The 23443-nt window shown below is 50.2% G+C and carries 25 protein-coding genes; 17 read left to right on the top strand and 8 right to left on the bottom strand.

Going from position 1 to position 23443, the window contains the following annotated elements:
* Window positions 1-47: 47 nt before the first annotated feature.
* The 8 genes from Q320_RS0116070 to Q320_RS21070 all read right to left on the bottom strand — a co-directional run bounded on the left by Q320_RS0116070 (window position 48) and on the right by Q320_RS21070 (window position 10003).
* Complete coding sequence (locus Q320_RS0116070) at window positions 48-299, bottom strand: hypothetical protein (RefSeq protein WP_027469844.1); 252 nt, start codon at window positions 297-299, stop codon at window positions 48-50.
* Window positions 296-889, bottom strand: a complete 594-nt coding sequence (locus Q320_RS0116065; protein WP_027469843.1) for a hypothetical protein — start codon at window positions 887-889, stop codon at window positions 296-298. The genes Q320_RS0116070 and Q320_RS0116065 overlap by 4 nt, the downstream gene beginning before the upstream one ends.
* A complete protein-coding gene (locus Q320_RS0116060) occupies window positions 886-2454 on the bottom strand; it encodes a hypothetical protein (RefSeq protein WP_027469842.1) in 1569 nt (522 codons plus the stop codon). The genes Q320_RS0116065 and Q320_RS0116060 overlap by 4 nt, the downstream gene beginning before the upstream one ends.
* Window positions 2455-3648: a type II secretion system F family protein gene (locus tag Q320_RS0116055; RefSeq protein ID WP_027469841.1), complete on the bottom strand. Its 1194-nt coding sequence runs from the start codon at window positions 3646-3648 to the stop codon at window positions 2455-2457.
* Entirely contained in the window at window positions 3648-5354 is a 1707-nt protein-coding gene (locus tag Q320_RS0116050) for a GspE/PulE family protein (RefSeq protein ID WP_027469840.1), read from the bottom strand. Before Q320_RS0116050 ends, Q320_RS0116055 begins: the two co-directional genes overlap by 1 nt.
* A complete protein-coding gene (locus Q320_RS21075; RefSeq protein WP_051534834.1) occupies window positions 5351-6748 on the bottom strand; it encodes a tetratricopeptide repeat protein in 1398 nt (465 codons plus the stop codon). Before Q320_RS21075 ends, Q320_RS0116050 begins: the two co-directional genes overlap by 4 nt.
* A complete protein-coding gene (locus Q320_RS20275) occupies window positions 6745-8595 on the bottom strand; it encodes a type II secretion system protein GspD (protein ID WP_051534833.1) in 1851 nt (616 codons plus the stop codon). The genes Q320_RS21075 and Q320_RS20275 overlap by 4 nt, the downstream gene beginning before the upstream one ends.
* A gap of 91 nt (window positions 8596-8686) precedes the next feature.
* Window positions 8687-10003, bottom strand: coding sequence for an ExeA family protein (locus Q320_RS21070; RefSeq protein ID WP_169734468.1), 1317 nt, complete (start codon window positions 10001-10003; stop codon window positions 8687-8689).
* A gap of 374 nt (window positions 10004-10377) precedes the next feature.
* Between Q320_RS21070 and Q320_RS0116030 the strand changes: the two genes are divergently transcribed.
* The 17 genes from Q320_RS0116030 to hisD all read left to right on the top strand — a co-directional run bounded on the left by Q320_RS0116030 (window position 10378) and on the right by hisD (window position 23382).
* Window positions 10378-11178, top strand: a complete 801-nt coding sequence (locus tag Q320_RS0116030) for an ABC transporter ATP-binding protein (protein ID WP_027469839.1) — start codon at window positions 10378-10380, stop codon at window positions 11176-11178.
* Window positions 11179-11204: 26 nt separating this feature from the next.
* A complete protein-coding gene (mlaE, locus tag Q320_RS0116025) occupies window positions 11205-11990 on the top strand; it encodes a lipid asymmetry maintenance ABC transporter permease subunit MlaE (protein WP_027469838.1) in 786 nt (261 codons plus the stop codon).
* A gap of 3 nt (window positions 11991-11993) precedes the next feature.
* A complete protein-coding gene (gene mlaD / locus Q320_RS0116020) occupies window positions 11994-12452 on the top strand; it encodes an outer membrane lipid asymmetry maintenance protein MlaD (protein WP_027469837.1) in 459 nt (152 codons plus the stop codon).
* 124 nt (window positions 12453-12576) lie between these two features.
* Entirely contained in the window at window positions 12577-13185 is a 609-nt protein-coding gene (locus Q320_RS0116015; protein WP_027469836.1) for an MlaC/ttg2D family ABC transporter substrate-binding protein, read from the top strand.
* Window positions 13186-13196: 11 nt separating this feature from the next.
* Window positions 13197-13475, top strand: coding sequence for an STAS domain-containing protein (locus Q320_RS0116010; RefSeq protein ID WP_035854022.1), 279 nt, complete (start codon window positions 13197-13199; stop codon window positions 13473-13475).
* A 98-nt stretch (window positions 13476-13573) separates the two neighbouring features.
* Window positions 13574-14401 (top strand): MlaA family lipoprotein, encoded by an 828-nt coding sequence (locus Q320_RS0116005; protein WP_027469834.1) that lies wholly within the window; start codon window positions 13574-13576, stop codon window positions 14399-14401.
* Entirely contained in the window at window positions 14398-15288 is an 891-nt protein-coding gene (locus tag Q320_RS0116000) for an ABC transporter ATP-binding protein (RefSeq protein WP_027469833.1), read from the top strand. The genes Q320_RS0116005 and Q320_RS0116000 overlap by 4 nt, the downstream gene beginning before the upstream one ends.
* A gap of 156 nt (window positions 15289-15444) precedes the next feature.
* Window positions 15445-16197, top strand: a complete 753-nt coding sequence (locus tag Q320_RS0115995; protein ID WP_035854020.1) for an ABC transporter permease — start codon at window positions 15445-15447, stop codon at window positions 16195-16197.
* A 225-nt stretch (window positions 16198-16422) separates the two neighbouring features.
* On the top strand, window positions 16423-16665 hold the full coding sequence (locus Q320_RS0115990; RefSeq protein WP_027469831.1) for a BolA family protein: 243 nt from the start codon (window positions 16423-16425) through the stop codon (window positions 16663-16665).
* On the top strand, window positions 16662-16847 hold the full coding sequence (locus tag Q320_RS0115985) for a hypothetical protein (protein ID WP_027469830.1): 186 nt from the start codon (window positions 16662-16664) through the stop codon (window positions 16845-16847). The genes Q320_RS0115990 and Q320_RS0115985 overlap by 4 nt, the downstream gene beginning before the upstream one ends.
* Before the next feature lie 57 nt (window positions 16848-16904).
* Entirely contained in the window at window positions 16905-18155 is a 1251-nt protein-coding gene (gene murA / locus Q320_RS0115980) for a UDP-N-acetylglucosamine 1-carboxyvinyltransferase (protein WP_027469829.1), read from the top strand.
* Window positions 18155-18559, top strand: coding sequence for a DUF4870 domain-containing protein (locus tag Q320_RS0115975; RefSeq protein WP_027469828.1), 405 nt, complete (start codon window positions 18155-18157; stop codon window positions 18557-18559). Before murA ends, Q320_RS0115975 begins: the two co-directional genes overlap by 1 nt.
* A gap of 38 nt (window positions 18560-18597) precedes the next feature.
* Window positions 18598-19245, top strand: a complete 648-nt coding sequence (gene hisG / locus Q320_RS0115970; RefSeq protein WP_027469827.1) for an ATP phosphoribosyltransferase — start codon at window positions 18598-18600, stop codon at window positions 19243-19245.
* Window positions 19245-19748 (top strand): potassium channel family protein, encoded by a 504-nt coding sequence (locus tag Q320_RS0115965; RefSeq protein ID WP_027469826.1) that lies wholly within the window; start codon window positions 19245-19247, stop codon window positions 19746-19748. Before hisG ends, Q320_RS0115965 begins: the two co-directional genes overlap by 1 nt.
* A 168-nt stretch (window positions 19749-19916) precedes the next feature.
* Window positions 19917-21155 (top strand): DUF805 domain-containing protein, encoded by a 1239-nt coding sequence (locus tag Q320_RS0115960; protein ID WP_027469825.1) that lies wholly within the window; start codon window positions 19917-19919, stop codon window positions 21153-21155.
* 161 nt (window positions 21156-21316) lie between these two features.
* A complete protein-coding gene (locus Q320_RS0115955) occupies window positions 21317-21853 on the top strand; it encodes a TIGR00645 family protein (protein WP_051534831.1) in 537 nt (178 codons plus the stop codon).
* Window positions 21854-22086: 233 nt separating this feature from the next.
* Window positions 22087-23382 (top strand): histidinol dehydrogenase, encoded by a 1296-nt coding sequence (hisD, locus tag Q320_RS0115950; RefSeq protein WP_373277232.1) that lies wholly within the window; start codon window positions 22087-22089, stop codon window positions 23380-23382.
* The last annotated feature ends 61 nt before the right edge of the window (window positions 23383-23443 follow it).

Here is a 23443-nt window from a genome sequence, read left to right as displayed (position 1 = left end):
AAATAAAAGGCTACGAGCAAATACCCTAAAACAAATCTCAACGCCAGTTACTCTTGCCAAATATCCCCCGGCTTTTTGCCAGCGGGTGGCTGCGCTTTCTCACCGTTCACCCAACGCACTTTGCCGCGCGGCGTTTGCAGCTCGCCGTCAAAGCGCCGCGCAGAAACTAGCGTGTGATCAGCGGCAGCTGGCGCGCTCACGCCTTCTTGGCGCTCTTGCTGCGTAAAAAATAAGCGCCCCCATTCATTGGCCTGAACTGGCATTGCAATCAACAGACAGCAAATCATTTGTAATTTCATGGTGCAACCTCCGCTTTCACAGGCGAAATAGTCAGCCAAGCGTATTCGCAATTGATCACTAAACCTGCACTCTCTGCTCGGCGCAGTAGGCATGAAGTGGGCGCGGCATAACCCGGTAAAGTAGCGAGCCATTGCGTGAAATCGGAAAAACCCAACTCATTGCGCGCCAAGAAATTAATCCGCATCATGCTCGCGTAGATTTGTAAATCATGCAGCGGTGCAGATTGCGGCAGCGCTTTTTGGGGAGAAAATTGGTATTGCAACTGCATATCGGGCTGCATTTTGGCTTTATTAGCTAAAGCTTCAATCCAATCTAAGCGACGCTCTTCGCCAAAAATACTACGCTTTTGCAATAAATTAAATTGTGCATGATGCTCACGCACGCTTTGCCATGACATTTGCGCAGCATCTGCGCGACTACGGACTTGCTGCAATTGTTCGCGCAGACTGCGTTGCTCTTGCTCACTAAAATATAAGTAAATTTGCGTGCCCAGCAGCAGCACGCCAGCGAGTAACATGGCGCTGCCCAACCAAACAATCGCGCTGCGAATCAAGAGCCAATCTTGCCGCGTGTAAATTGAAAAATTCATTTTGCCTCCCCTTGCGCCGATAAAGAAGGGGCTAAATCCACTTGCAATGCAAAATCAACGCGGTTTTTTTCAGTGCTTGCCTGTGCTTGCGTATCGATTGCCGCTTCAGGCCGAGTATCTAAAGGACGCTTCACAATTTTAACGCTGGCATTGGGCCATTGCCGCAATTGCTCGGCCAAGCGATTAACATCCGATAAGGCCTGCCGATAAGCCGCTGGATCACTGACCCGCCCAACGATCGTTAACTGCTGCGCGCTCCGCGCCAAGCTTGTCTCAGTGGCAGGGCTGGCCTGCCCTTCGGCGACGGCAAGATTCATGCCGCCCACTTGCCACTGAAATTGCTCTAAAGTCAGCCGTGGAAAATCACTAAATACTTGGCTAAAGCGTTTTGCGGCCGCTTCAGCGCTGGGCCATTGCGCCAGATCTCGTTGATACAATTCAACGGCAGCCTGAATTTGTGCCGGATTACCGGCATTGGCTAATTTGAGTTTTTGATTCAATTCACGCAAACGGGATTGTTCATGCTGAATTTGCGTATTGGCGAGCTTGAGCTGCTGCTGAATTTGATCACCCTGCAGCAGACCAATGCCAGACAGTATCAGCCCCAAGCTGAATATTGCCGCTGCAGCCCACTGCATACCCAAGCCAAAATGATATAAACGCGCATAGCGCAACATATCAGGCTGCGCATATTGATTTGGCGTTTTGCTGTGCAGTAATGTTGCCAGTAATACATCCTGCCACGTTGAACAGCAGGCCGGTAATTTGAGCTTTTGAATAAAGCGAGACAAGCCAGATTCCAGATCCAGCTGTAATTGCACCGCATCTTCTTTTAACTCTTGAGCAATCAAGGTCAATTGCTCAGCCATGCTGGTATCAAATAGAGCGACAATCTGCAATTGATCGTCTCGCCCCATCAGACGCATCGTGCTTAAGTATTGCCGTGCACGGCGGATTTCACTCGCAATCAAAAGCCCTTGTGCCGTGATGCTTTGCATCGCATCAAACGCACCAAGCCGCGAAAACTGCAAACCCGCGGGCGTAAAATAGCTTTGCCGCAAAGTACCGGCACAAGAAGACGACATCAGCAATAAATGCGGCGCATCGAGTTTGAGCTTGCGTAGCATTTCTTGCGTTAATAAGGCGACCGAATAAATGCCATGCAAAGCGCAGCGCGCGGCCAATAATGTTTCAACAATATTGTCGAGCAACTCACGATTGATAATCGCGGATAATTGCAATTGATCTTGCTGCCCGCGCTTACCTTTGGTTTGCACCACGGCACGCCGATAAGGCGTTGCGCGGAACAGTTGATCGAGCTTGCGCCTCAATAATTGTGCTTGATCGCGTGCAGACAAATGTGGCACCACATCACGCTGAAAATCTTCCTCGACCAAATCAGTCAGCACATAAAATTGCGCACTTTGATGCCGCTGCACAAACTCCGCCAAGTCTGCATTGCCTTGTGCATCGTGCGCAAAATGCATCAACGGCCGCGCGCCTTGCGCCGACCATGTCATTGCCGCCAGATGCGTGTGCGTTAAGAGCAGGACAATTTTTTTCATCTATCGCAACTTACTGATCGTATCGAAAATCGGCCCCAAGACCGACGACATAATCCACGCCAAAATCAAGCCCAGCACCACCGTCATCGTCGGCTCGACGAGCGCCTGTACACGCTCGATGGCTTCTTTAATATCGCGATTATAAAAATATGACACGTTCAGCAGCGCATGATCAAGTTGACCGGTGTTTTCACCGACGCGCAGCATACGCAGCACCAAAGGCGGGAACATACCGACACGCTCAAAACTGGCGCTCACGCCTTGGCCTTCGCGGATTTGCGCCTCTACGCGCTGCAGCGCATCGACAATCACGGCGTTATTCACAATCCCTTGCGTAATTTTGATGCAATCGAGAATCGGAATCCCTGCGCCATACAGCAGCGCAAAGAAATTCGCAAAGCGCGCCAAAATGATTTTATGCACAATGCTGCCCACCGCTGGAACACGCAATTTCCAGCCGTCGACTTTAAAGCGGAACGCGGGATCGGTTTTAACGCGCCAGCGAATAAAAGCAAACACCACTGGCGGAGTCAGGATAATAAGCCACCAAAAATGCACAAAAAAGTCTGAAATCCACAGCAAAATTCGTGTATTCAGCGGAATTTCTTGCTTCATTGATTTAATAAAATCCACCAATTGCGGCACCAGATACACCATCAAAAATGCCACGACGCAAAACACCAGCACCCCGACAAACATCGGATACATGACAACTTTTTTCGCTTGTGCGATCAATTCATCCTGCCACTTGATCGATTCAGTGAGGTTTCTCAGCACTTCAGACAATTCACCACTGGCTTCTCCGGCGCGAATCAAATTCACAAACACCACGTCAAATACTTTGGGATGCGCCGACAGCGCTTGCGACAACAGACTACCGCCTTCGATGTCTTCAATGACATTGGCAATCACCTCGCGAAACACTGGATGATCAATGCTATCGCGCAGATCAGCGAGGCCTTCTAGCAGCGGCACGCCAGCACGAGTCAATTGCTCTAGATGAAACGTAAACGTAATCAGTTCACGGCGGCTGATTTTCCTGCGACCAAATAAATCTGAATTGCTGCTTTTGCCATGAATCAAGGTTAAGCCGAGCCGACCGAGCCGCAGCTCTAAATCGGCCATATTTGCCGCTTCGATTTGCCCTTGCTGAACGCGGCCTTGAGCATCAGCAGCTCGATACGCAAAACGCATTAGGCCACTCGATCTGTTAAATCGACCACGCGAGCGATCTCGTCAATCGTGGTACGGCCTTCTAAAACACGGCGGCAAGCATCAACGGCCAGCGGTACGAAGCCTTTTTCTAAAGCATGCTGGCGAATCTCTCGCATCGTTGCGCGTCGCGCGATCAACTCATCTAAATCAGCATCGAGCTTTAAAATCTCCATGACGGTCATGCGGCCCTTATAACCTTGATGCTCACATTTTGGGCAACCGACAGCGCGATAGATTTTAATGTCGGATAGGGTATCGACCTGTAGCAAACGTTTTTCAAACTCGTCAGGGCTATACTCCTCACGACAAAACGTGCATACGGTGCGCACTAAACGCTGCGCAATAATCCCTATCATATTGCCGGACAAAATATCCGGCAGCACGCCAATATCCAGCAAGCGTGGCAAAGCGCCAATCGCCGAATTGGTATGCAGCGTCGAATACACTTGGTGGCCGGTCATCGCAGCGCGAAACGCCATTTCGGCGGTATCTCTATCACGCACTTCACCAATCAAAATGACATCGGGATCTTGCCGCATCATCGAACGTATGCCATTAGCAAAATCCATTTTGGACGCATCACTAACTGAAGTTTGCCGAATTTGTGGAATCGGATATTCGACCGGATCTTCCAAGGTCATGATGTTCACTTCAACCGAGTTGATGTGATTCAAAATGGAATACAACGTCGTCGTTTTGCCCGATCCGGTTGGACCCGTAACCAAAATAATCCCTTCGGGGCGCGCAATCATTAAGCGCAGCACATCGAGATTTTCACTGGTCAACCCGAGCTGATCGAGCGGAACAAGGCCTTTTTGCCGATCTAAAATCCGTAAAACAATATTTTCACCCCACGTCGTCGGCTGAGCCGAAACGCGAAAATCCAGCGGGCGACCCGATAAAGTCAGCGAAATTCGGCCATCTTGCGGCGCGCGGGTTTCGGCGATATTCATCGTTGCCAATACTTTGAGCCGCACCACCATCGCTGGCCAATAAGTTTTATGCAGCGCACGAATTTGCCGCAGCACGCCGTCAATCCGATAACGAATCCGCACAAAGGATTGCTCGGGCTCAAAATGCACGTCGGATGCGCCGCGCGTTACTGCATCAGCGAGCAGCGCATCAATCAAGCGCACGACGGGTTGGCTGTACTCGGCTTCGGCATTAGCGAGGCTGGCGTAATCGATTTCACCGGTTTCGATTTCGCGCAAAATGCCATCAATCGACAGCTCAAAACCATAATATTGATCGATTGCGCGAACAATATCCGATTCCGCGGCCAGCAGCGTTTCGATTTCAAACTGATCTTTAGTTTGTAAACGCAGTTGATCGAGCGCGAGCAAATTATTGGGATTGGCCATCGCGACAGTGAGGCGCTTGGTCTCAATATTCAGTCCAATTGGCAGCACCAGCAGGCGCTTGGCCATCTCTTTGGGCACCAAGCGTATCGTCTGTACATCAGCAATGACGCGGCTAAGATCAACACTTTCTTGGCCCAGATTTTCCGACAGCGCTTCACGCAGCACATTCTCAGAAACAAAGCCCAGCGCCACAATCAATTTGCCGAGCTGCGTGCCAGAGCGGCGCTGCTCCAACAGTGCAATTCGTAATTGATCGTCGGTAATCAGCCCTTTGGCGACCAGCAATTCACCCAGCGGCAGCTTATTCCGGCTGGGCGCGCTCATGATTTTTGCTCCGCCGCCGCATCTAACTCTAAAAGCCGCTGCTCGACTTTGCTACGGTCAAAATTGATTTGCTCTTTGGCTTGCAAGGCTTTGCGGTAATAGCTTCGCGCCAGCGCTGTTTGGTTCAGATGATCCAGACTCACCGCTAAATTGAGCGCCGCATCCGCGTTGTTTGGATTGGCCGTGTAGGCCAAGAAAAATTGCTCTTGCGCTTGGCTCCAGCGCTGCTGCGCGGCAAAGTAATGTCCCAGCACCAGCGGATCAGCCTTGCCGGTTTGCTCTAGCTGCACCGCGTCTTTTTCTGGCATTTGCGCCGAATTTAAACCCAACAAAGCGGCTTTAGCAGCCTCATCTTGCGGGTTAAACCGCAGCAAGCGCCGATATAAACTTTCTGCATCGGCCAAATCACCACGCTGCTGTGCTATCGCCGCCAAACCCAATAAAGCATCGCGCTGCCGAGGATCCGCCACTAATACTTTGCGATAAATTCGCTCGGCCTGCACAAAATCACCGCTCTGGTACGCTTGCCACGCCAGCAATACCGGCTCGGCTGCGGACAAATTAGCGGTGTGGCGGATAAATTTAGGCGGCAAGTTAAATTCGCCACCTTCATTGAGAACGCGCGGCGCGGGCTGATTTGGTTTATTCGGATTTGTAGGTGCACTCTCTATAGGCTTAATAGCTGCGGCAGGAGCAACAGTCGTCGTCGCCACATCATTAGATAGGGTATCTTCGTGTAGAGCTTCAGTAGCAGAAGTTTCATTCACATACCCATCACTATGATTTTGCACGGCCGGCGCTGATGCTGCAGGATTAACGACGACACTGGGGATGGGCTGCGTGAGTTGTCGATATTGCCAAGTAAACCAAGCGAGCATCCCAGCCAAAAGCAAACTCGCCCCCAAAACCAACCACGGCAAAAGCCCACGTCCTTGTGGGCGCGGGCGTTTAGCAAACATGCTTTTTGCCAAAGCCTGCGGTGCATTTTGCGGAGCGGGAATCGGCACAGGTTTGACAGGCTCAGCCGCTGGCGACTCAGGTGCTGACTTTGGTGGTTGAGATGAAATGGTCGAAGTAATTATCGGCTGAATGGCTTCTTCGGGCGCGGCGCTTGGTGCTGGCGACTCCATCTGCACGATCTCGATTGGAATCTCCGTTTCTGCCTCTACTAAGGGCATGAATTCTTCGGCTAACTGGATGTTCGTTGCAGCAGATGCAGCGTCCTCCGCTGCGATCTCAAGCATGGGGATCTCAACAGCATCTTCCACCACCTCTTCAACCAAATTTAAAGTAGGGAACTCAACTTCCGCCAAGGGGGGCTCAGACTGAGCTAACGCAGCACGACGGCGTTTGTCTTCTTCAGCCTTTTTTAAAGCTTGCAACAACAAACTCATTGCCGCGCCCCTGCTTGGCTAGGCAGCGGAATCAAACCACTTTGAAATGCCGATAAATCCTGATCTTTGGCAAGATTAAAGAAATTATCAGTGGGTAGCTCAAAACCACCCATGTTTTCCTGCGTTTTGTCTTTGACCACAATCGGCCGCAAAAAGATCACCAATTCTATTTTGCTGACTTTGTCATCGCGATAACTGAATGCATCACCCACCCAAGGGATGCGCGATAAACCTGGCACGCCTTGGCGTTTATTCATTTGCTTGTCTTGAATCAAGCCCCCCAATACAGCCACTTGCCCACTGGCAATTTTTAAGGTGGAGTCAAATTCTCGTACCTGCAATTCAGGTACTAAACTTTGTACCGGAGTGTTGTTTTGCGCAGCCAAAATAGCGACAACTGGGTCTGCAACATAGCCGCTAACATTCGTAATTGTTGGGCGAACACTCATTGAAATCGCACCCGATTCAGAAATTTGCGGCGTGACTTGCATCACCAAACCCACAGGCACCGTATGCAACTCACTTTCGTATGTTGCTGGCGTATTGCCATTACTATTTGATGTTGCCTGAGTCACGTTGATGGTGAAGTAAACCAGTTCTTCAACCACTTTCATCACGGCGGTCTGATTATTCAAGGCGGTAATTTTCGGGCTGGAAAGCACTCTCGTTTTACCAAATTGCTCTAGCATTTTTACAGTGGCATTGAAATTAGTGCTTTTGTATGAAATCAAACTTAAAGGCGCTGCAGCCAAGTTACTTCCCAACACACTTTGCCCAAAACTCCACCCCGCGCCGCTGGCAATTTGAGCCCAATCCACACCGGCTTGATATTGATCGCTCAATACCACTTCGACAATCGTTGCTTCAATCAATACTTGCCGTTGCGACGAGGCTTGGATAGACGCTAAAAATTCAGCCGCTTTGTTTTGTGCTTTATTGCTCGCACGAATCGTGATCGTGCCGCTTTCTGGATGGACAACGACAAAATTGGCATCAACTGGCCGAGAATCAGCCCTAGTAGATCTTGTTTGCAATACGGCCGTTTCAGCTTGAACTTTTTCAGTTTGCGCCAAGGTTTTATCTAATTTAGCCACTTTATCGACAGCGGCCAAAACCGCAGACGCATCCGTGCTTGTTGCGGCGATCTTCTGCGCGGCATCCTGAGCTATTTGCGCATTTTTACTGGTATTCACTGCCGTTTGCGCCTGCGGTGCATCCGTTTTAACGTCTAAAATCTCTTTCAAATTAGCTTCAAGACGTTTCCAAAACTGGTTTTGTGATTCACTTTCAATCGATGAAAATGATGTACTACCCGCACTACCACTGCCAGATCCCTCAGAAGCCGATTTCACTGAATTGAGAATATTCAGTGTCGATTTCATATTTCGCGATAAATTAAAATAATCGACATGGTAAATTTTAACGACAGGCAAATCCGGTGTGATATTTAACACGCCGTTTTCCATCGTCCAGCGCAAATCGACTTGGCGGGTAATTCGATCCAGAATCTGCGGTAGCGTTTGATTGATTGCATTCAATGTCACGACGCCCGTCACGCCGGGGCTCACATCGACATTAATTCGTGCGTCGCGTGCTAGCGCAAATAGCAGATCATGCACGTCGAGCTGGCTCACGACCACGCTATAGGTTTCTAATTTGGGTGATCCATTGGGCTTGGCCAGCACCGGAATGGGGCGGGCTAAAGGTGGGATAGCTGAACTCACAGAGGAAGCAACTGCAGCTGGCGCGGTGATATGGCCGGACGCTAATGGTGCTAAACCATTCGAAGTTGCACATCCAGTCAACAACAGCGCGGTACACAATACGGCAAGAGCTAAATTATTCATTTATCGTTTTCAAAAAATAAACCTATCTCAACTTAGCACAGCAAAGAAAAAAACCCGTTTTCTTGCCTCTTTCTTACCTAATCACACAACTCTAGTCGCGTGACAACAACATATCGTCCCTTAACACGCCTATCGTTTGCACTTGTGTCCCGCGCAATTTGCTGCCTTGCAGCAATTCAATATTTGCCAATTGCGCGTGTTGCCGATCGGGATAGAGACCCGCTAGCACGCCCCATGCCAAAACACCTTTGCTGCGCGTTGGGTACACAATCACGCGGCCGGGGCCAATCCGCGCTTCGATTTCAGCCACTAATAACTGCAATCGCTCGTTTTGCGTGCGTGGAATCTTGGAAACCAGCACCGTCACGCTACTGGCTTCTGCAGCAATCAATTTCTGCCGCGACAACAACAGTAAATCGCTAAAAGGCATCGCCTGCATTTTCACCGCGGCATGGCTCGCCAAAACATTCAGCTCAACGGACGGCGGGCTGACGCTCACTTGCGCCGTGCTACTGGCGGGGCGTGGGTAAAAATGCCAGTATGCCGCCACAAAAAGTAGCGCCAGCAAAGCCAAGACGGCATATTTTTTATGCGACGATGGCGACTGATAATCACATTCGATCTCGGCCAACTTGGCATGCTTCACACTCACCACCGGAGCGCTTTCGGCAAACGCGGCCAACAGCGCTTTATCGGCCAGTACATTCACGCGGCGACTCAAACCCTGCGCCACAGTCGCAATATGCTCAACCGCCGCAGCCGAGAAGATTGCATTACCTGTATGCCCCGCAGCAAACAACCGGCAGGATAAATAATCCCCCACTTCAGCAGGATTCAGTAAAGGCAGATTGAGGCTATAACTGACGCGCTCGCGCAGCGCACGAAGCTCAGTTTGTTTCAGTTTTTCATCTAATTCAGGCTGAGCAAACAGCACGATTTGCAATAATTTATGATGACCCGCATCCAAATTCGATAACAAACGAATCAGCTCCAGCGTCGCATCAGGCATCGCGTGCGCTTCGTCGATCAGCAGCACCACTTGACGACCCGCTGCGTATTTAGCGATCAATGCCTCTTCGATCAGGCGAATTTTTTGCGTTGCCCGATCAGAGCGAAATTCGATCTGCAATTCATCCGCCAAAGTGAGCAACAATTCATCTTCGCGCAACAGGGGATTCGGTAAGAAAATCGCATCAATCTTCTGAGGTAAGCGCTCAAGCAGCATTCGGCACAACATCGTTTTCCCTGCGCCAACTTCTGCAGTGACTTTAATTAAACCCTCGCCCGATTCAATCGCATACAGCAAAGCATCGAGCAAAGCGCCACGACCTGCGCCACTAAAGAAAAAATCGGGATGCGCAGTTAGGCGAAAAGGCGGACTTTTTAATCCAAAAAAAGCAAGGTACAAGTCGTCGACCTCATGATGTGAAATTAAGCAAGGGTAAAAGTACACCAACACCCAAAAACATCATACCTTTCAACAATCAAAAGCGTAATAAAGGCTAGTGCAAGCCATATTCATAGCAAATTAACCATGGGTATTTCCATGCAGGCTATTTATATCAAGGGCTATAGATAAATACATCAATAATTAATCTGTCCACAAATGACGACACTGAATAAAAATGAGAACAATAAAGCGCGCCACTCATCACACGCAGGCAATGCAAGGCCTCTAAAATGCATGCATGCTGTTATATTGCATCGCAACAAAGCCGTATATCTCTAGCGTGCAAAGGCGGAAAGCCCTAAAATCCACCCTTAACTACGACCCCTCAATCCATGAACCTGCTTGAATTTCAAAATGTCAGCTTTGCCTATGGCGAGAACGTTAGCGAGAATCCCATCCTGCGCGATGTGTCTTTAACCATCCAGCGCGGGCAAGTTGTGGCGATTATGGGTGGCTCTGGCTCGGGTAAAACCACCTTACTCAAACTGATCGGCGGCCAGCTCCAAGCGCAGCAAGGCGCGGTGTTACTTGATGGCGAAAACGTCGGCTCGATGAATGAAAGTGCGCTGTATCAGATGCGCCGCAAGCTAGGCATGTTGTTTCAATTTGGCGCTTTATTCACCGATTTATCGGTGTTTGATAATGTCGCCTTTCCACTGCGCGAACGCACAAAATTGCCTGAATCCATGATTCGAGACTTGGTGTTGATGAAGCTCGAAGCGGTGGGTTTACGCGGTGCGGCGCAGCAAATGCCGCATGAATTATCCGGCGGTATGGCGCGTCGCGTCGCTTTGGCGCGAGCCATTGCACTCGATCCAGCGGTGATGCTCTACGACGAGCCATTCACTGGGCTTGATCCCATTTCCCTAGCGACGGTGGGCAAGCTGATTCGTGAACTCAACGATGCGCTCGGCACAGCTTCGATTATCGTCACGCACGATGTGGCCGAATCGCTCGCGATTGTTGATTACATCTACTTTCTGGCCGACGGTGTGATCGTTGCCCACGGCACACCCGACGAAGTGCGCGCCTCAGAACATCCTTATGTACAGCAATTTATCAATGCGCGTCCGGATGGCCCTTTACCGTTTCATAAACCAGCACAGCCTTACGCTGAACAGTTGGGGCTGTAATATGAAATTGATCCCCAAGGAGCACCGTGCTATTTAATTTTTTTAGCCGCGTAGGCGCACCACTCACCAATACCCTCATCAAGTTGGGTTTCGCTTGCCGATTTTTGGTGGCGATCTTACGGCACTCCGGCACTAGCCTACTGCGCCCGCATCTCACGCTGCGCGAAATCTGGTTTGCAGGCGTGTTATCCGTCTTGATTATCTCAGTATCAGGACTGTTCGTCGGCATGGTCTTGGCTTTGCAAGGTTACGACACGCTGCAACGCTTTGGCGCCTCCAGCTCGCTGGGGATTTTGGTCGCACTGTCACTCGTGCGTGAACTCGGTCCCGTTGTCGCGGCGCTATTGTTTGCCAGCCGCGCTGGCAGTGCGATTACCGCCGAAATTGGCTTGATGAAAGTCACCGAACAGCTCTCCGCAATGGAAATGATGGCCGTCAATCCCATCGCCCGCGTTGTGGCGCCGCGTTTTTGGGGTGGCGTGATTTCAATGCCACTACTGGCCGCTATTTTTAGCGCGATGGGTATTTTTGGCGGTTATTTAGTCGGTGTGAAACTACTTGGACTGGATGATGGCAGTTTCTGGTCGCAAATGCAGGGCTCAGTGGATTTTAGGCTTGATGTGATGAATGGCGTGATTAAAAGCGTGTTCTTTGGCTTTGCCATATCGCTAATTGCCGTGTTTGAAGGTTTTGACGCACCGCCCACTGCAGAAGGCATTTCCCGCGCGACGACGCGTACTGTAGTGACGAGTTCTTTAGTTATTCTGGCGCTGGATTTTATCCTGACCGCGTTTATGTTCAGAGGAGTTTAAATAGTGAAACGGGGAATGATCGATTTTTGGGTGGGCTTATTCGCTGCCGCCGGCTTAGCGGCACTGTTGTTTCTGGCTTTACAAGTCAGCAGCTCAAGTTCTTTACCCGCCACATCCAGCTACGAGTTGGTCGCCAATTTTGAGAATATTGGCGGGCTAAAACCGCGCGCACCGATTAAAAGTGCGGGCGTGGTCGTTGGTCGTGTGACCAATATCACGCTGGATGGCGAACGCTATGTGGCGCGCGTCGAGATGGCACTGGATAGCCGTTATCATTTTAGCCGAGACAGCTCCGCCGAGATTCTGACCTCGGGTCTGCTTGGCGAACAATACATCGGCATCACGCCCGGCGCCGAAGAAAAAAATCTAGCCGCTGGTGATACTTTTAAAGTCACTTCATCAGCCATCGTTTTAGAACAATTAATTAGTCGCTTCTTATTTAGCCAAGACGATAAAAAATAAGACAAAAGCTCCCACGCATCGTTGCTTCGTCTCGCCGTACAATTTGTACTGTCTTCGACTTTGCGCCTTGCGTGAAAACTTTTGTACGGCGACTTCAAAACAAACTTCATCGGAGAAATAAATCATGCTTCACGTTTTACGACAGCTTTTGCTCGTCACCACTTTAGGCTTAATGAGCGGCGCAAGTTTGGCGGCCAACGACAGTCCTGAGCAAATCGTCCGCGCAACCAGCAAAGACGTACTCGATATTATTAAAAAAAATGATAAAGACCCAGCCAAAACCCGCGAACTAGTCGATCAACGCCTCTCTCCATTGGCCGATTACGAACGCATGACATCACTGGCTGTGGGCCGTTACTGGAAAAGCGCCACACCAGCGCAGCAAGACGCGTTGACCAAAGAATTTCGCACGATGATGGTACGCACTTATTTATCAGCGCTGACTTTATATAAAAATGCGCAGATCAATGTGAAAGGTACGCGCGCTGGCAATGATGCAAACGAACAAACCGTGCGCACCGAAGTCACTTTACCAAGCCAAAAACCGATCCCACTTGATTTTAGTTTTGAAAAAACGGGCAACGACTGGAAGGTTTACGACATTACCGTTGAAGGGATTAGCTTTATAAATAATCACCGCAACCAATTTGGCGCAGAGATTCGTAAAGACGGCATCGATGGCCTGATTAAAAGCCTGATGGAAAGAAATAACAGCTCACGCCAAAGCAAATAAATGAAATCCAAATGAACGAAATCATCCTCGCTCGTGAACTGACCTTTGCCAATAGCCCCGCCGCGCTGTCTTTGCTCGATGGGGCTTTAGCGCAAACTGAACTCAGCATCAACTGCGCTGCGCTTGAAATCGTTGATTCGAGCGCAGTTGCAGTTTTGCTCGAATGGCAACGCCGCGCCAAAGCGGCAGGCTGCCAGTTACGTTTTATGCATTTACCGAGCAATTTGCAGCAGTTGATTGCGGTGTACGGTTTAAGTGCCCTACTGGGTACGGCTGACGCGACAACTTAAGACTTTTACTGAGCCGCCAACGGTGACTCAGTAAAGGTAACAGACCCTCCCTACTCCCTATATAATTGATATCTGTACGTTTTTCTCGAGTAGCCATCATGCGCCGTCTCATTGTTTTACCACTTTTATTGCTGGTCGCTTGTGCGACTCCACAAAACAATTACGACCCGCTTGAAGCCATTAATCGCCCTGTATTTGCGGTTAACAAAGCCATCGACGATACCGTGCTACGGCCTGTTGCCACAGGCTACACGCGCTTTGTGCCGCCACCACTGCGTAAAGGCGTGGATAATTTCTTTGAGAATATCGACGATCTCTTTGCCATCCCAGCAGCACTGCTGCAAGGCAAAGCCACGCCCGCGTCAAAAAGTTTTGGCCGTATCTTGGTGAACAGCACAGTAGGCGTGGGCGGCTTGATTGATTGGGCCAGTGATTTGCCGATTGAAAAACAAGAAAATGACTTTGGCCAAACTTTAGGCGTGTGGGGCGTACCATCCGGCCCCTTCCTGATGGTGCCATTTTATGGGCCGCTCACACTGCGAGACAGTGCCGATCCTTTAGTACGGCTAGCGTGGGGACCGATTGACTATATCGATGATTTATCGGGGCAAATTGCTTATTACTCCGTCTTTATCATCAATGCGCGCTCACAATTGCTGCCACTCGATGCAATGCTGAAAGAGCAAGCCGACCCGTATGCATTTATCCGCGATAGCTATTTGCAGCGCCGCTGGTTCAAAATTCACGATGGCAATCCACCGCATCCTTTGCCGATGGGTGATGAAGAAGATGAGCTAGAAATTAAACCCGCAGCACGTCAATCCACGGCCGTTAATCCGCAGCCGATGAGAAGTGATAATGACGCGCCCGAACATGATAATAAGCCTGCTATCGCAGCCAGCACGCCGACCGAGGCAACACCATGAGTGCAATTGTTTTTGATGGCGTGAGCAAGCAATTTGGCGATTTCACGGCGCTCAATGACATTCGTTTTGAAGTCGCCGAAGGTGATTTCTTCGCTTTACTGGGGCCAAACGGCGCAGGTAAAACCACGCTGATTTCAATTTTGGCGGGTTTAAGCAAAGCGACATCGGGTCGAACCACGGTCATGGGTTTTGACGTGCAAAACGATTATCGCCAAGCCCGCCGCGCCGTCGGTATCGTGCCGCAAGAATTGGTGTTCGATCCATTTTTTACCGTGCGTGAAACACTGCAATTTCAATCGGGTTATTTCGGCATTAAAAACAACCAAGCTTGGATAGCCGAGATTCTAGAAAACCTCGGATTAACCAGCAAAGCGGATGCCAATATGCGTTCGCTATCTGGGGGTATGAAGCGCCGCGTCATGGTCGCTCAAGCCTTGGTGCACAAACCCCCAGTCATTGTTTTGGATGAACCGACTGCTGGCGTCGATGTCGAATTGCGCCAGACTTTATGGGCGTTTATTCGCCGCCTCAATAGCGACGGCCACACGATCGTACTGACCACGCATTACCTCGAAGAAGCCGAAACCTTGTGCAATCGCATCGCGATGCTCAAACAAGGCCGCTTGCTGGCGCTGGAAGACAAAGATCAAATCATGAGCCGTGGCGCAGCGCGCAGCGTGTTTCTGAAACTCAAACCAGCGCAATTGCCGACAGAACTTTCGAGCTTGCTACTGCAAGAGCGTGACGGCGGGTTCGAGCTGAAACTGGCTGATTGCAACGGGCTAGAAAGCATCTTGGCGACGCTACGCCAAGCGCAGATTCAGCTCAAAGACATCGAAATTTCACAGCCGGATTTAGAAGAAATTTTCGTTCAAATGATGCGCTAGTCGCCAATACGGCTGATTCGTAGGTCGGATTTCAAGCCGATTGTCGGGGTGAATTCCAACCTACGACCCCACAACAATCACTGATAAGGAGATGTGTTCAAGCGATTGAGTCGGTAGATTTTACACCGCCTCATCACGCCGAACACCTCACACACCATGGGTTTTTACACGCTGTTTTACAAAGAAATTCTGCGCTTTTGGAAAGTTGGCTTCCAAACCGTCTGTGCGCCCGTACTCACTGCGCTGATGTATTTGCTGATTTTTGCGCATGTATTGGCCGAGCATGTACAGCCGTTTCCGGGTGTCAGCTATACAGCGTTTTTGATTCCGGGTTTGATGATGATGAGCATGTTGCAAAACGCATTTGCCAATACCAGCTCCAGCATTATTCAATCCAAAATCACCGGCAGCATGGTGTTTGTGTTGCTACCACCGCTGTCACATTTTGAATTTTTCACCGCCTATACGCTGGCGGCGATTGTGCGTGGCTTGGTAGTAGGCCTTGGGGTATCAGTCACTGCATTAATATTTGCAATGCCGCCCATCACATACCCATTGTGGATTATCATTTTTGCGATTCTAGGCTGCGGCTTGATGGCTGTATTGGGCATGATCGCAGGGATTTGGGCGGAGAAATTCGATCAGCTCGCGGCGTTTCAAAACTTCCTGATTATGCCGCTGACGTTTTTATCTGGCGTGTTTTATTCCATCCATAGCTTGCCGGTTTTCTGGCAAAACGTATCGCATTTCAACCCTGTTTTTTATATGATCGACGGCTTTCGCTACGGCTTTTTCGGCCAAAGCGATGTAAATCCTTGGCTTTCTTTGTCCGTCGTCGGATTTAGTTTACTTATTCTCGCCGCACTGGCGCTCAGTTTGATAAAATCCGGCTACAAAATTCGCCGCTAAGGCATTAGTAACAAAGACTTTGTCCATAAAAACCCAGCAAGGCGCGAGTATCAAATTATGCTGCATTAATTTGAAAACCAATCGCCTTGATGGGTATATGAGTGCAGGCAATATTAGATAAGCGCCACACTCACATACCCAAGAAAAAGCACTTTTTAATTTTGTGCTTTTCTCATTTTTGTGAACTCCTTTTCAGTCCGCACGCTCCGTTATTTAGAAGACACCATGACGCCAGAACAAGTACAAGCCCTAATCGCCAACATTCTGCCCTGTACGCAATTAGATGTTGAAGGCGACGGCCATCATTTTTACGCCACCATCGTGTCTAGCCAATTTGAAGGCATGGGCTTGCTGGCGCGTCATCGTCTGATTAACGACGGCTTAAAATCGTATATCGACTCAGGCGAGCTGCACGCCATTTCGATGCGCGCCACGCTAACGCCCGCCGAATTCGCGCTGCGCCAATGAGCAAACCCGATAAGCGTTTTGATTTATCCGCGATTGATGACCAAAAAGCCATCATCGAGCAGGCCAAAATCGACGCTAGAAAACCGCAAGATCGCCGCAGTGTCGGCCGCTTAGTCGCGCTAACGAATGTGCCGTGGCTGATCGGCATCGTCGCTTGGGTCTGGTGGGCTTACTTTAAATAATTTGCACCTGTGGGAGCGGGCAAGCCCGCTCCCACGCATCATCAAAGGTTTAAAAAAATGGATAAACTTAGAATTATTGGCGGCCATCCACTCGCTGGCGAAATCACGATTTCTGGCGCCAAAAATGCCGCTTTGCCAATTTTGTGTGCGGCGCTACTGACTGCCGACACTTTACGCCTGACCAATGTGCCGCAATTGGCCGACGTGAAAACCACGCAAAAATTGCTGCAAGGCATGGGCGTTCGCGTGATGACCGATAACGTCCACGAATACGAGCTGACTGCCGCTGAACTCACTAGCCTGACTGCGCCGTACGAATTGGTGAAAACCATGCGCGCATCGATCTTGGTGCTTGGCCCAACGTTGGCGCGTTTCGGCGAAGCGCAAGTGTCATTGCCCGGCGGCTGCGCGATTGGCGCTCGTCCGGTCGATCAGCACATTAAAGGCCTCGAAGCGATGGGCGCTGAGATTGTCATCGAGCATGGTTATGTGAAAGCCAAAGGTCGCCTCAAAGGCGCGCGCATCGTTTGCGATATGGTCACCGTAACCGGTACTGAGAACTTGCTAATGGCCGCGACTTTAGCCGATGGCATCACCGTCATTGAAAATGCCGCGCGCGAGCCAGAAGTCGTTGATTTAGCAATTTGCTTAATTAAAATGGGTGCAAAAATCAGCGGCCACGGCACGGACACGATCACGATTGAAGGCGTTGCCAGCTTGCATGGCGCAGAACACGCCATCATCGCCGACCGGATCGAAACTGGCACTTTCCTCGTTGCCGCCGCCGCTGCACAAGGCAAAGTGTTGCTACGCAATACGCGCGCCGACATTCTGGATGCCGTACTGGATAAATTGCGCGAAGCCGGTGCCTACATCGAAACGGGCGATACGTGGATTTCGCTGGATATGAAACGCCGCGCCAAAGCCGTGAATCTGCGCACTTTGCCATATCCAGCCTTCCCGACCGATATGCAAGCGCAATTTATGATGCTGAACTGCATCGCTGAAGGCACGGGCGTTGTGACTGAAACGATTTTTGAAAACCGCTTTATGCACGCGCCAGAATTGGTGCGCATGGGTGCAAAAATCAATACCGAAGGTAATACGGCGATTATCACTGGCGTTGAAAAACTCTCGGGTGCCGTCGTGATGGCAACGGATTTACGCGCATCGGCGAGCTTGGTGATTGCCGGTTTGATCGCTGAAGGCGAAACCATCGTTGACCGTATTTACCATTTGGATCGCGGTTACGAGCATATCGAAACTAAACTCGCCGGCATCGGCGCGAGTATCGAGCGTTTTCATTAATGCTAACGATCAATCCAAAACCTGCAGGTGAAGATAGCGACGGCAAACTTAAACCACCAAGCCAAGGCGAAAAAACCTGCGCGGTAATTATTCATTTGTCCGGTCTTTGCTGGTTGCCGATTGTGCCGCTGCCGATTTTGGCGCTGATTATTCCATTTTTAGGCCTGCAGTTTGCTCGCGTGCATTCTGAGTTTGTCGAACAGCATGCAGTGCAAGCTGCCAACTTTCAAATGCTGATGGGCTGCTTTTATGCCCTTTCCTTGCTGGCAACGATTATGTTCGGAACACCCTTGTTTGTGTGGTGGGTCGCCATTGGCGCTGCACTATTTTCGGTCTGGGAAGCGGCTAAAGCCATGAACGGCTGGGCTTCAAAATACCCAGCAGGCATTAAATTATTTAAATAAGCTGTCGCACGCCGCTGGCGTGCCCTACTGGAAACAACATGATTACGATTGCTCTATCCAAAGGCCGGATTTTTGAAGAAACGCTGCCGCTCCTCGCCGCCGCTGGCATTGTGCCGAGCGAAGCGCCAGAAAGCACGCGTAAACTCATCATTGGCACCAATCAGCCTGATGTGCAGCTCATTATCGTGCGCGCGTCCGACGTGCCAACGTATGTGCAATACGGCGCAGCCGACATCGGCGTGGCCGGTAAAGACGTCTTGATCGAGCACGGCGGCCAAGGTCTGTACCAGCCGCTCGACCTTGAAATTGCGAAATGCCAGCTGATGGTCGCGGTGCAAAATGGTTTTGATTACGAAGGCGCAGTCAAACAAGGCGCACGTTTACGCATTGCCACCAAATACACCGAACAAGCGAAAGAGCATTTCGCCAGCAAAGGCGTGTATGTCGACCTAATTAAACTCTACGGCTCGATGGAATTGGCACCGCTGGTTGGCTTGGCCGATGCGATTGTTGACTTGGTTTCAACGGGCGGCACACTGAAAGCGAATAATCTGGTCGCCGTCGAACATATCCGCGATATTTCTAGCCGCTTGGTGATCAATCAATCCGCGCTGAAACTCAAGCACGAACGCCTGCAACCGATGCTCGATGCCTTTAACGCCACCGTGGCAAGCCGTCACGCCTGATGATGATGTTAAAGAACATAAATTGGCGGCATGTACCGCTGTATACGCTGCTGTTTATGTTCGTCTGGCCGTTTCTGGTTAGGTTGAGAATTTTAGATCCCGGCGGCAATACGCTGTATTGGTTTATTGCCTTCACCTATCTCAATTATCTGTCATTTATTTTCAGCATTGCCTACGGCCAGCGCATGCAAACGGGGCTGCATCCGGCGCAAGCGGTCTGGCTGTTTCTGCTGAGTAATATTTTGCTGATCCTGACCTTTGCGGCCGGCTGGCAGGTTTTTGATGTGTATGGCACTAGTGCGGGTTGCAACAATAGCAGCGACTTTCTGGATTCGCTGTACTTCTCGACGACGATCTTTGCCACCGTTGGCTTTGGCGACTTTCTGCCCTGCAATGCCCATGGCAAAACGCTATTTATCGCCGAATCAATTATTGGCTCGACCCATTTCGGGATTTTCATCACGCTGATATTTAGCCGTGTTATTTTCCCGAGCAAAGCCTAATCTTAATAACCGCCGATGTTCACCGTGGTTGGCTATGAAACTTTTATTTCGCACATTCATTTTCAATACCAACCGCGTTCCTCAAGACAACAACCAACACACCTGAATAAAATTGCAATCAAGAAGTAATTTAAATATGATGATCGGCTATTCTTATCTGGCTTAATCATGAGCGATACAATCCGTCTGGTGCTGACTGGCAATTTTTTACCAGGCGTGAGCCCTGAAAATGCAACCCAATCGCTCGCACAACTCCTCAAGCTCGATTACGCCAAAGCCGCTCATTTACTCGCAAGCGCTCCCAGCATTATCAAAAAAGAGCTTCCCAAAGCGCAGCTAGATACTTATTTAAGCTTACTCGGTAAAGTCGGCGTTGAAGTACGCGCAGAAGCGATTACTCCGCCAGTAGCCAAGCCAAAAGTACCCAGCGAAATCCCCCCATTAGCAGTAGCTCCCGTGATGGTAATCGCTGAAGTAGAAACCATCGCTTGCCCCAGCTGCGGCCGCCAACAGCCCAAACGCACGCTATGCCTAGGCTGCGGTTGCGACATGCCACGCGTTTTAGCCGCACAAGCGATACCAGAGCCTATCATCAGCACGGTCAATCGAAACAACACTACGGCTCGAACCGCTGCGCCCATCGAAAATGACGAAGAATTTGCCACCCCAGCCTTATTTGAATTGAGCTTCCAAGGGCGACTTGGGCGAATGCGTTATCTGGCGCAAAGCGTTTTAATGACGCTAGTGATCTTCATTGGCGCGCTGCTAATGATTTTCTTGAGTACGTTCAAACCGCTATTAATTCTTGCAGGACTAGCCAGCCTATTTGCAGTAGCACAGTGTCTGAGAATTGCCGTATTACGCCTGCACGACTTAAATAAACCTGGCAGTTGGGTCGCGTGGAGCTGCCTCGCGGTGATTGTGGCGTATTTCATCGACGCCCGACTTGGGGCCATATTTTATGGCCTGATGATGCTGGGCTCACTCGCGCTAATGAGCCTTGAGGGTAATGCAGGTGAAAATGATTATGGTCTTCCTGCCGAACCACCCACGCTATTTATTATCATTGCTGGCAGTATCGGCATTGTCATTTCCTTACTCAGCCTGCCTTCTGCTTTTGAAAAAACTGATTTTAACGCCCTATCACAACACAATAAAATAGATGCAGAAGCCGAAGCAGCAAATAACGATGAAACTGAAACCATCGACGCAGAAGAATCCAGCGATAACGAAATAGTAGCGAAAAAAGATCCATGCCGAGAAATAACAGCGGCAGAACGCAGTGAAATGGTCTCTGCCATACAGGCCGAAATGAGTAAAATAGGTTTGAGTATGAGCCAAGAACAAATGGATGAAATCCTGCGAAAAAAACTGGCCGAATTACAGCGCGACTGCCCAGCTCAGTAACCATCCGGCTCCAGTAAAAACACGGGCTACTCCAGCCGCTTGTGCGATGCACCAGCGGCTTTTTTATACTTTCAAATCCCCCGTATTTATAAAGTCACTTGCCAAACAGCCGCCAGAACAGAGACAATTTAAGCCCATTTGCAACGCAACACAAAGAGCCTATGCTGCCCCCTACTAATGCCAATCCGAAAAAAACCACGCTACTGGCGAAGGTTATTTTTAATAGCCGCTGGTTACAACTGCCGATTTATCTTGGCCTTATTATCGTTCAAGGCGTTTACGCGTATAAATTTCTAGCGGCACTGACGCGGATGCTGATGAACCTCACGTCGATGTCAGAAACGGACGTGATGCTCACGGTATTGGGCTTAATTGATGTGGTGATGATTGCGAATTTGCTGCTCATGGTCACAATGGGTGGCTATGAAACATTTGTCTCGCGTTTGCGTCTTGATAACGATCCTGATCAACCTGAATGGCTCAGCCACGTGAATGCCACGGTGCTGAAAGTTAAACTCTCGATGGCGATTATCAGTATCTCGTCGATTCATTTATTGCAAACCTTTATCAACGCGTCCCAAATTCCAGAAGCGACGATAAAATGGCAGGTGACGATTCATCTGACCTTCCTCATCTCCGCAGCCGCGCTCGCCTACACCGACAAACTACTGCATTCGGTCTCAGACCAAAAGCACTAACCAATAGGTATTGCCATCTAGCCATTTGAGAATAAAGCCTAGATGGCAATACCTATAAAAATAAATTCAACCTTTAAAACACATCAGCATCACACCCCGCGCAGCAAAAACCCGGTCAACCATCCACAAGACCCTAGTGCTCTGATATTACGCAGATCAATGCCGCAGCACTGCAGTCACCCCCGTAAGTCAGGGTATAATCAGCGTAACTTTTATTGCCTTGGGTCTACGCCATGATTCGCCGTCTTGATTCCACCTCGAACGATTTTCAATCTGAACTCGCCGCGCTGCTGGCGTTTGAAACCTCACAAGACCCGCAAGTCGATGTTCGCGTTACCGCCATTTTGGCCGATGTGAAAGCGCGTGGCGACGACGCGGTGATTGCGTATACCAATCAGTTTGACGGCACATCCGCCCAATCGATGGCAGATTTAGAACTCACGCAGGCTGAACTCAAAGCCGCATTCGAGCGCTTGCCAGCAGATCAAGCTGGCGCGCTGCAAGCCGCTGCGACCCGCGTGCGTAGCTTTCATGAAAAACAAAAAATGGCATCGTGGTCGTACGAAGACGAAGACGGCACGCTGCTCGGCCAGCAAGTCACTGCACTCGATCGCGTTGGCATTTACGTGCCGGGCGGCAAAGCGACTTATCCTTCGTCCGTCTTGATGAACGCGATTCCGGCGCACGTTGCGGGCGTGGCCGAGATCATCATGGTCGTACCAACGCCGCGTGGCGAGCGCAATGATATGGTGCTCGGTGCGGCGTATGTCGCTGGCGTGTCGCGCGCGTTTACGATTGGCGGCGCGCAAGCGATTGGCGCGCTAGCGTTTGGTACGCAAACGATTCCGCAAGTCGACAAAATCACCGGACCAGGCAACGCCTACGTCGCCGCCGCCAAACGCGCGGTATTTGGGATTGTCGGCATCGATATGGTCGCTGGCCCATCCGAAATTTTGGTGATTGCCGACGGCACAACGCCAGCCGATTGGGTGGCGATGGATCTATTTAGCCAAGCCGAACACGACGAAATCGCGCAATCGATCTTGCTCTGTACCGACGCCGCTTACTTGGCTGAAGTTGAAGCCAGCATCGCTAAACTACTACCAAGCCAACCGCGCAAAGACATTATCAGCGCCTCGCTCGCCAATCGCGGCGCACTGATTCTGGTTAAAGACTTGGCTGAGGCGTGTGAAATCAGCAATTACATCGCACCCGAGCATTTGGAATTGTCAGTCGCCGATCCTGACGCGCTTCTGCCGCAAATTCGCCACGCTGGCGCGATTTTTATGGGGCAATTCACTTCGGAAAGTTTGGGCGACTATTGCGCCGGCCCCAACCACGTATTGCCAACCGCCCGCAGCGCGCGCTTCTCTAGTCCTCTTGGGGTGTACGATTTCCAAAAACGCTCTAGCCTGATTAAAGTCTCGCAAGCTGGCGCACAAAAGCTCGGCAAAATCGCCAGCATCTTGGCGCACGGCGAAGGTTTGACGGCACATGCCAATGCAGCAGAAATGCGCTTAGATCAATAAGCCGATTTGAAATCGTTAACCATAAAAAAATCCGCTTTATTGCGGATTTTTTATTTATTTA

The organism is Deefgea rivuli DSM 18356, assembly GCF_000620145.1.
In the GTDB taxonomy this organism is placed as follows: Bacteria; Pseudomonadota; Gammaproteobacteria; order Burkholderiales; family Chitinibacteraceae; genus Deefgea; species Deefgea rivuli.
This window is presented reverse-complemented; position numbering and strand designations above follow the sequence as displayed.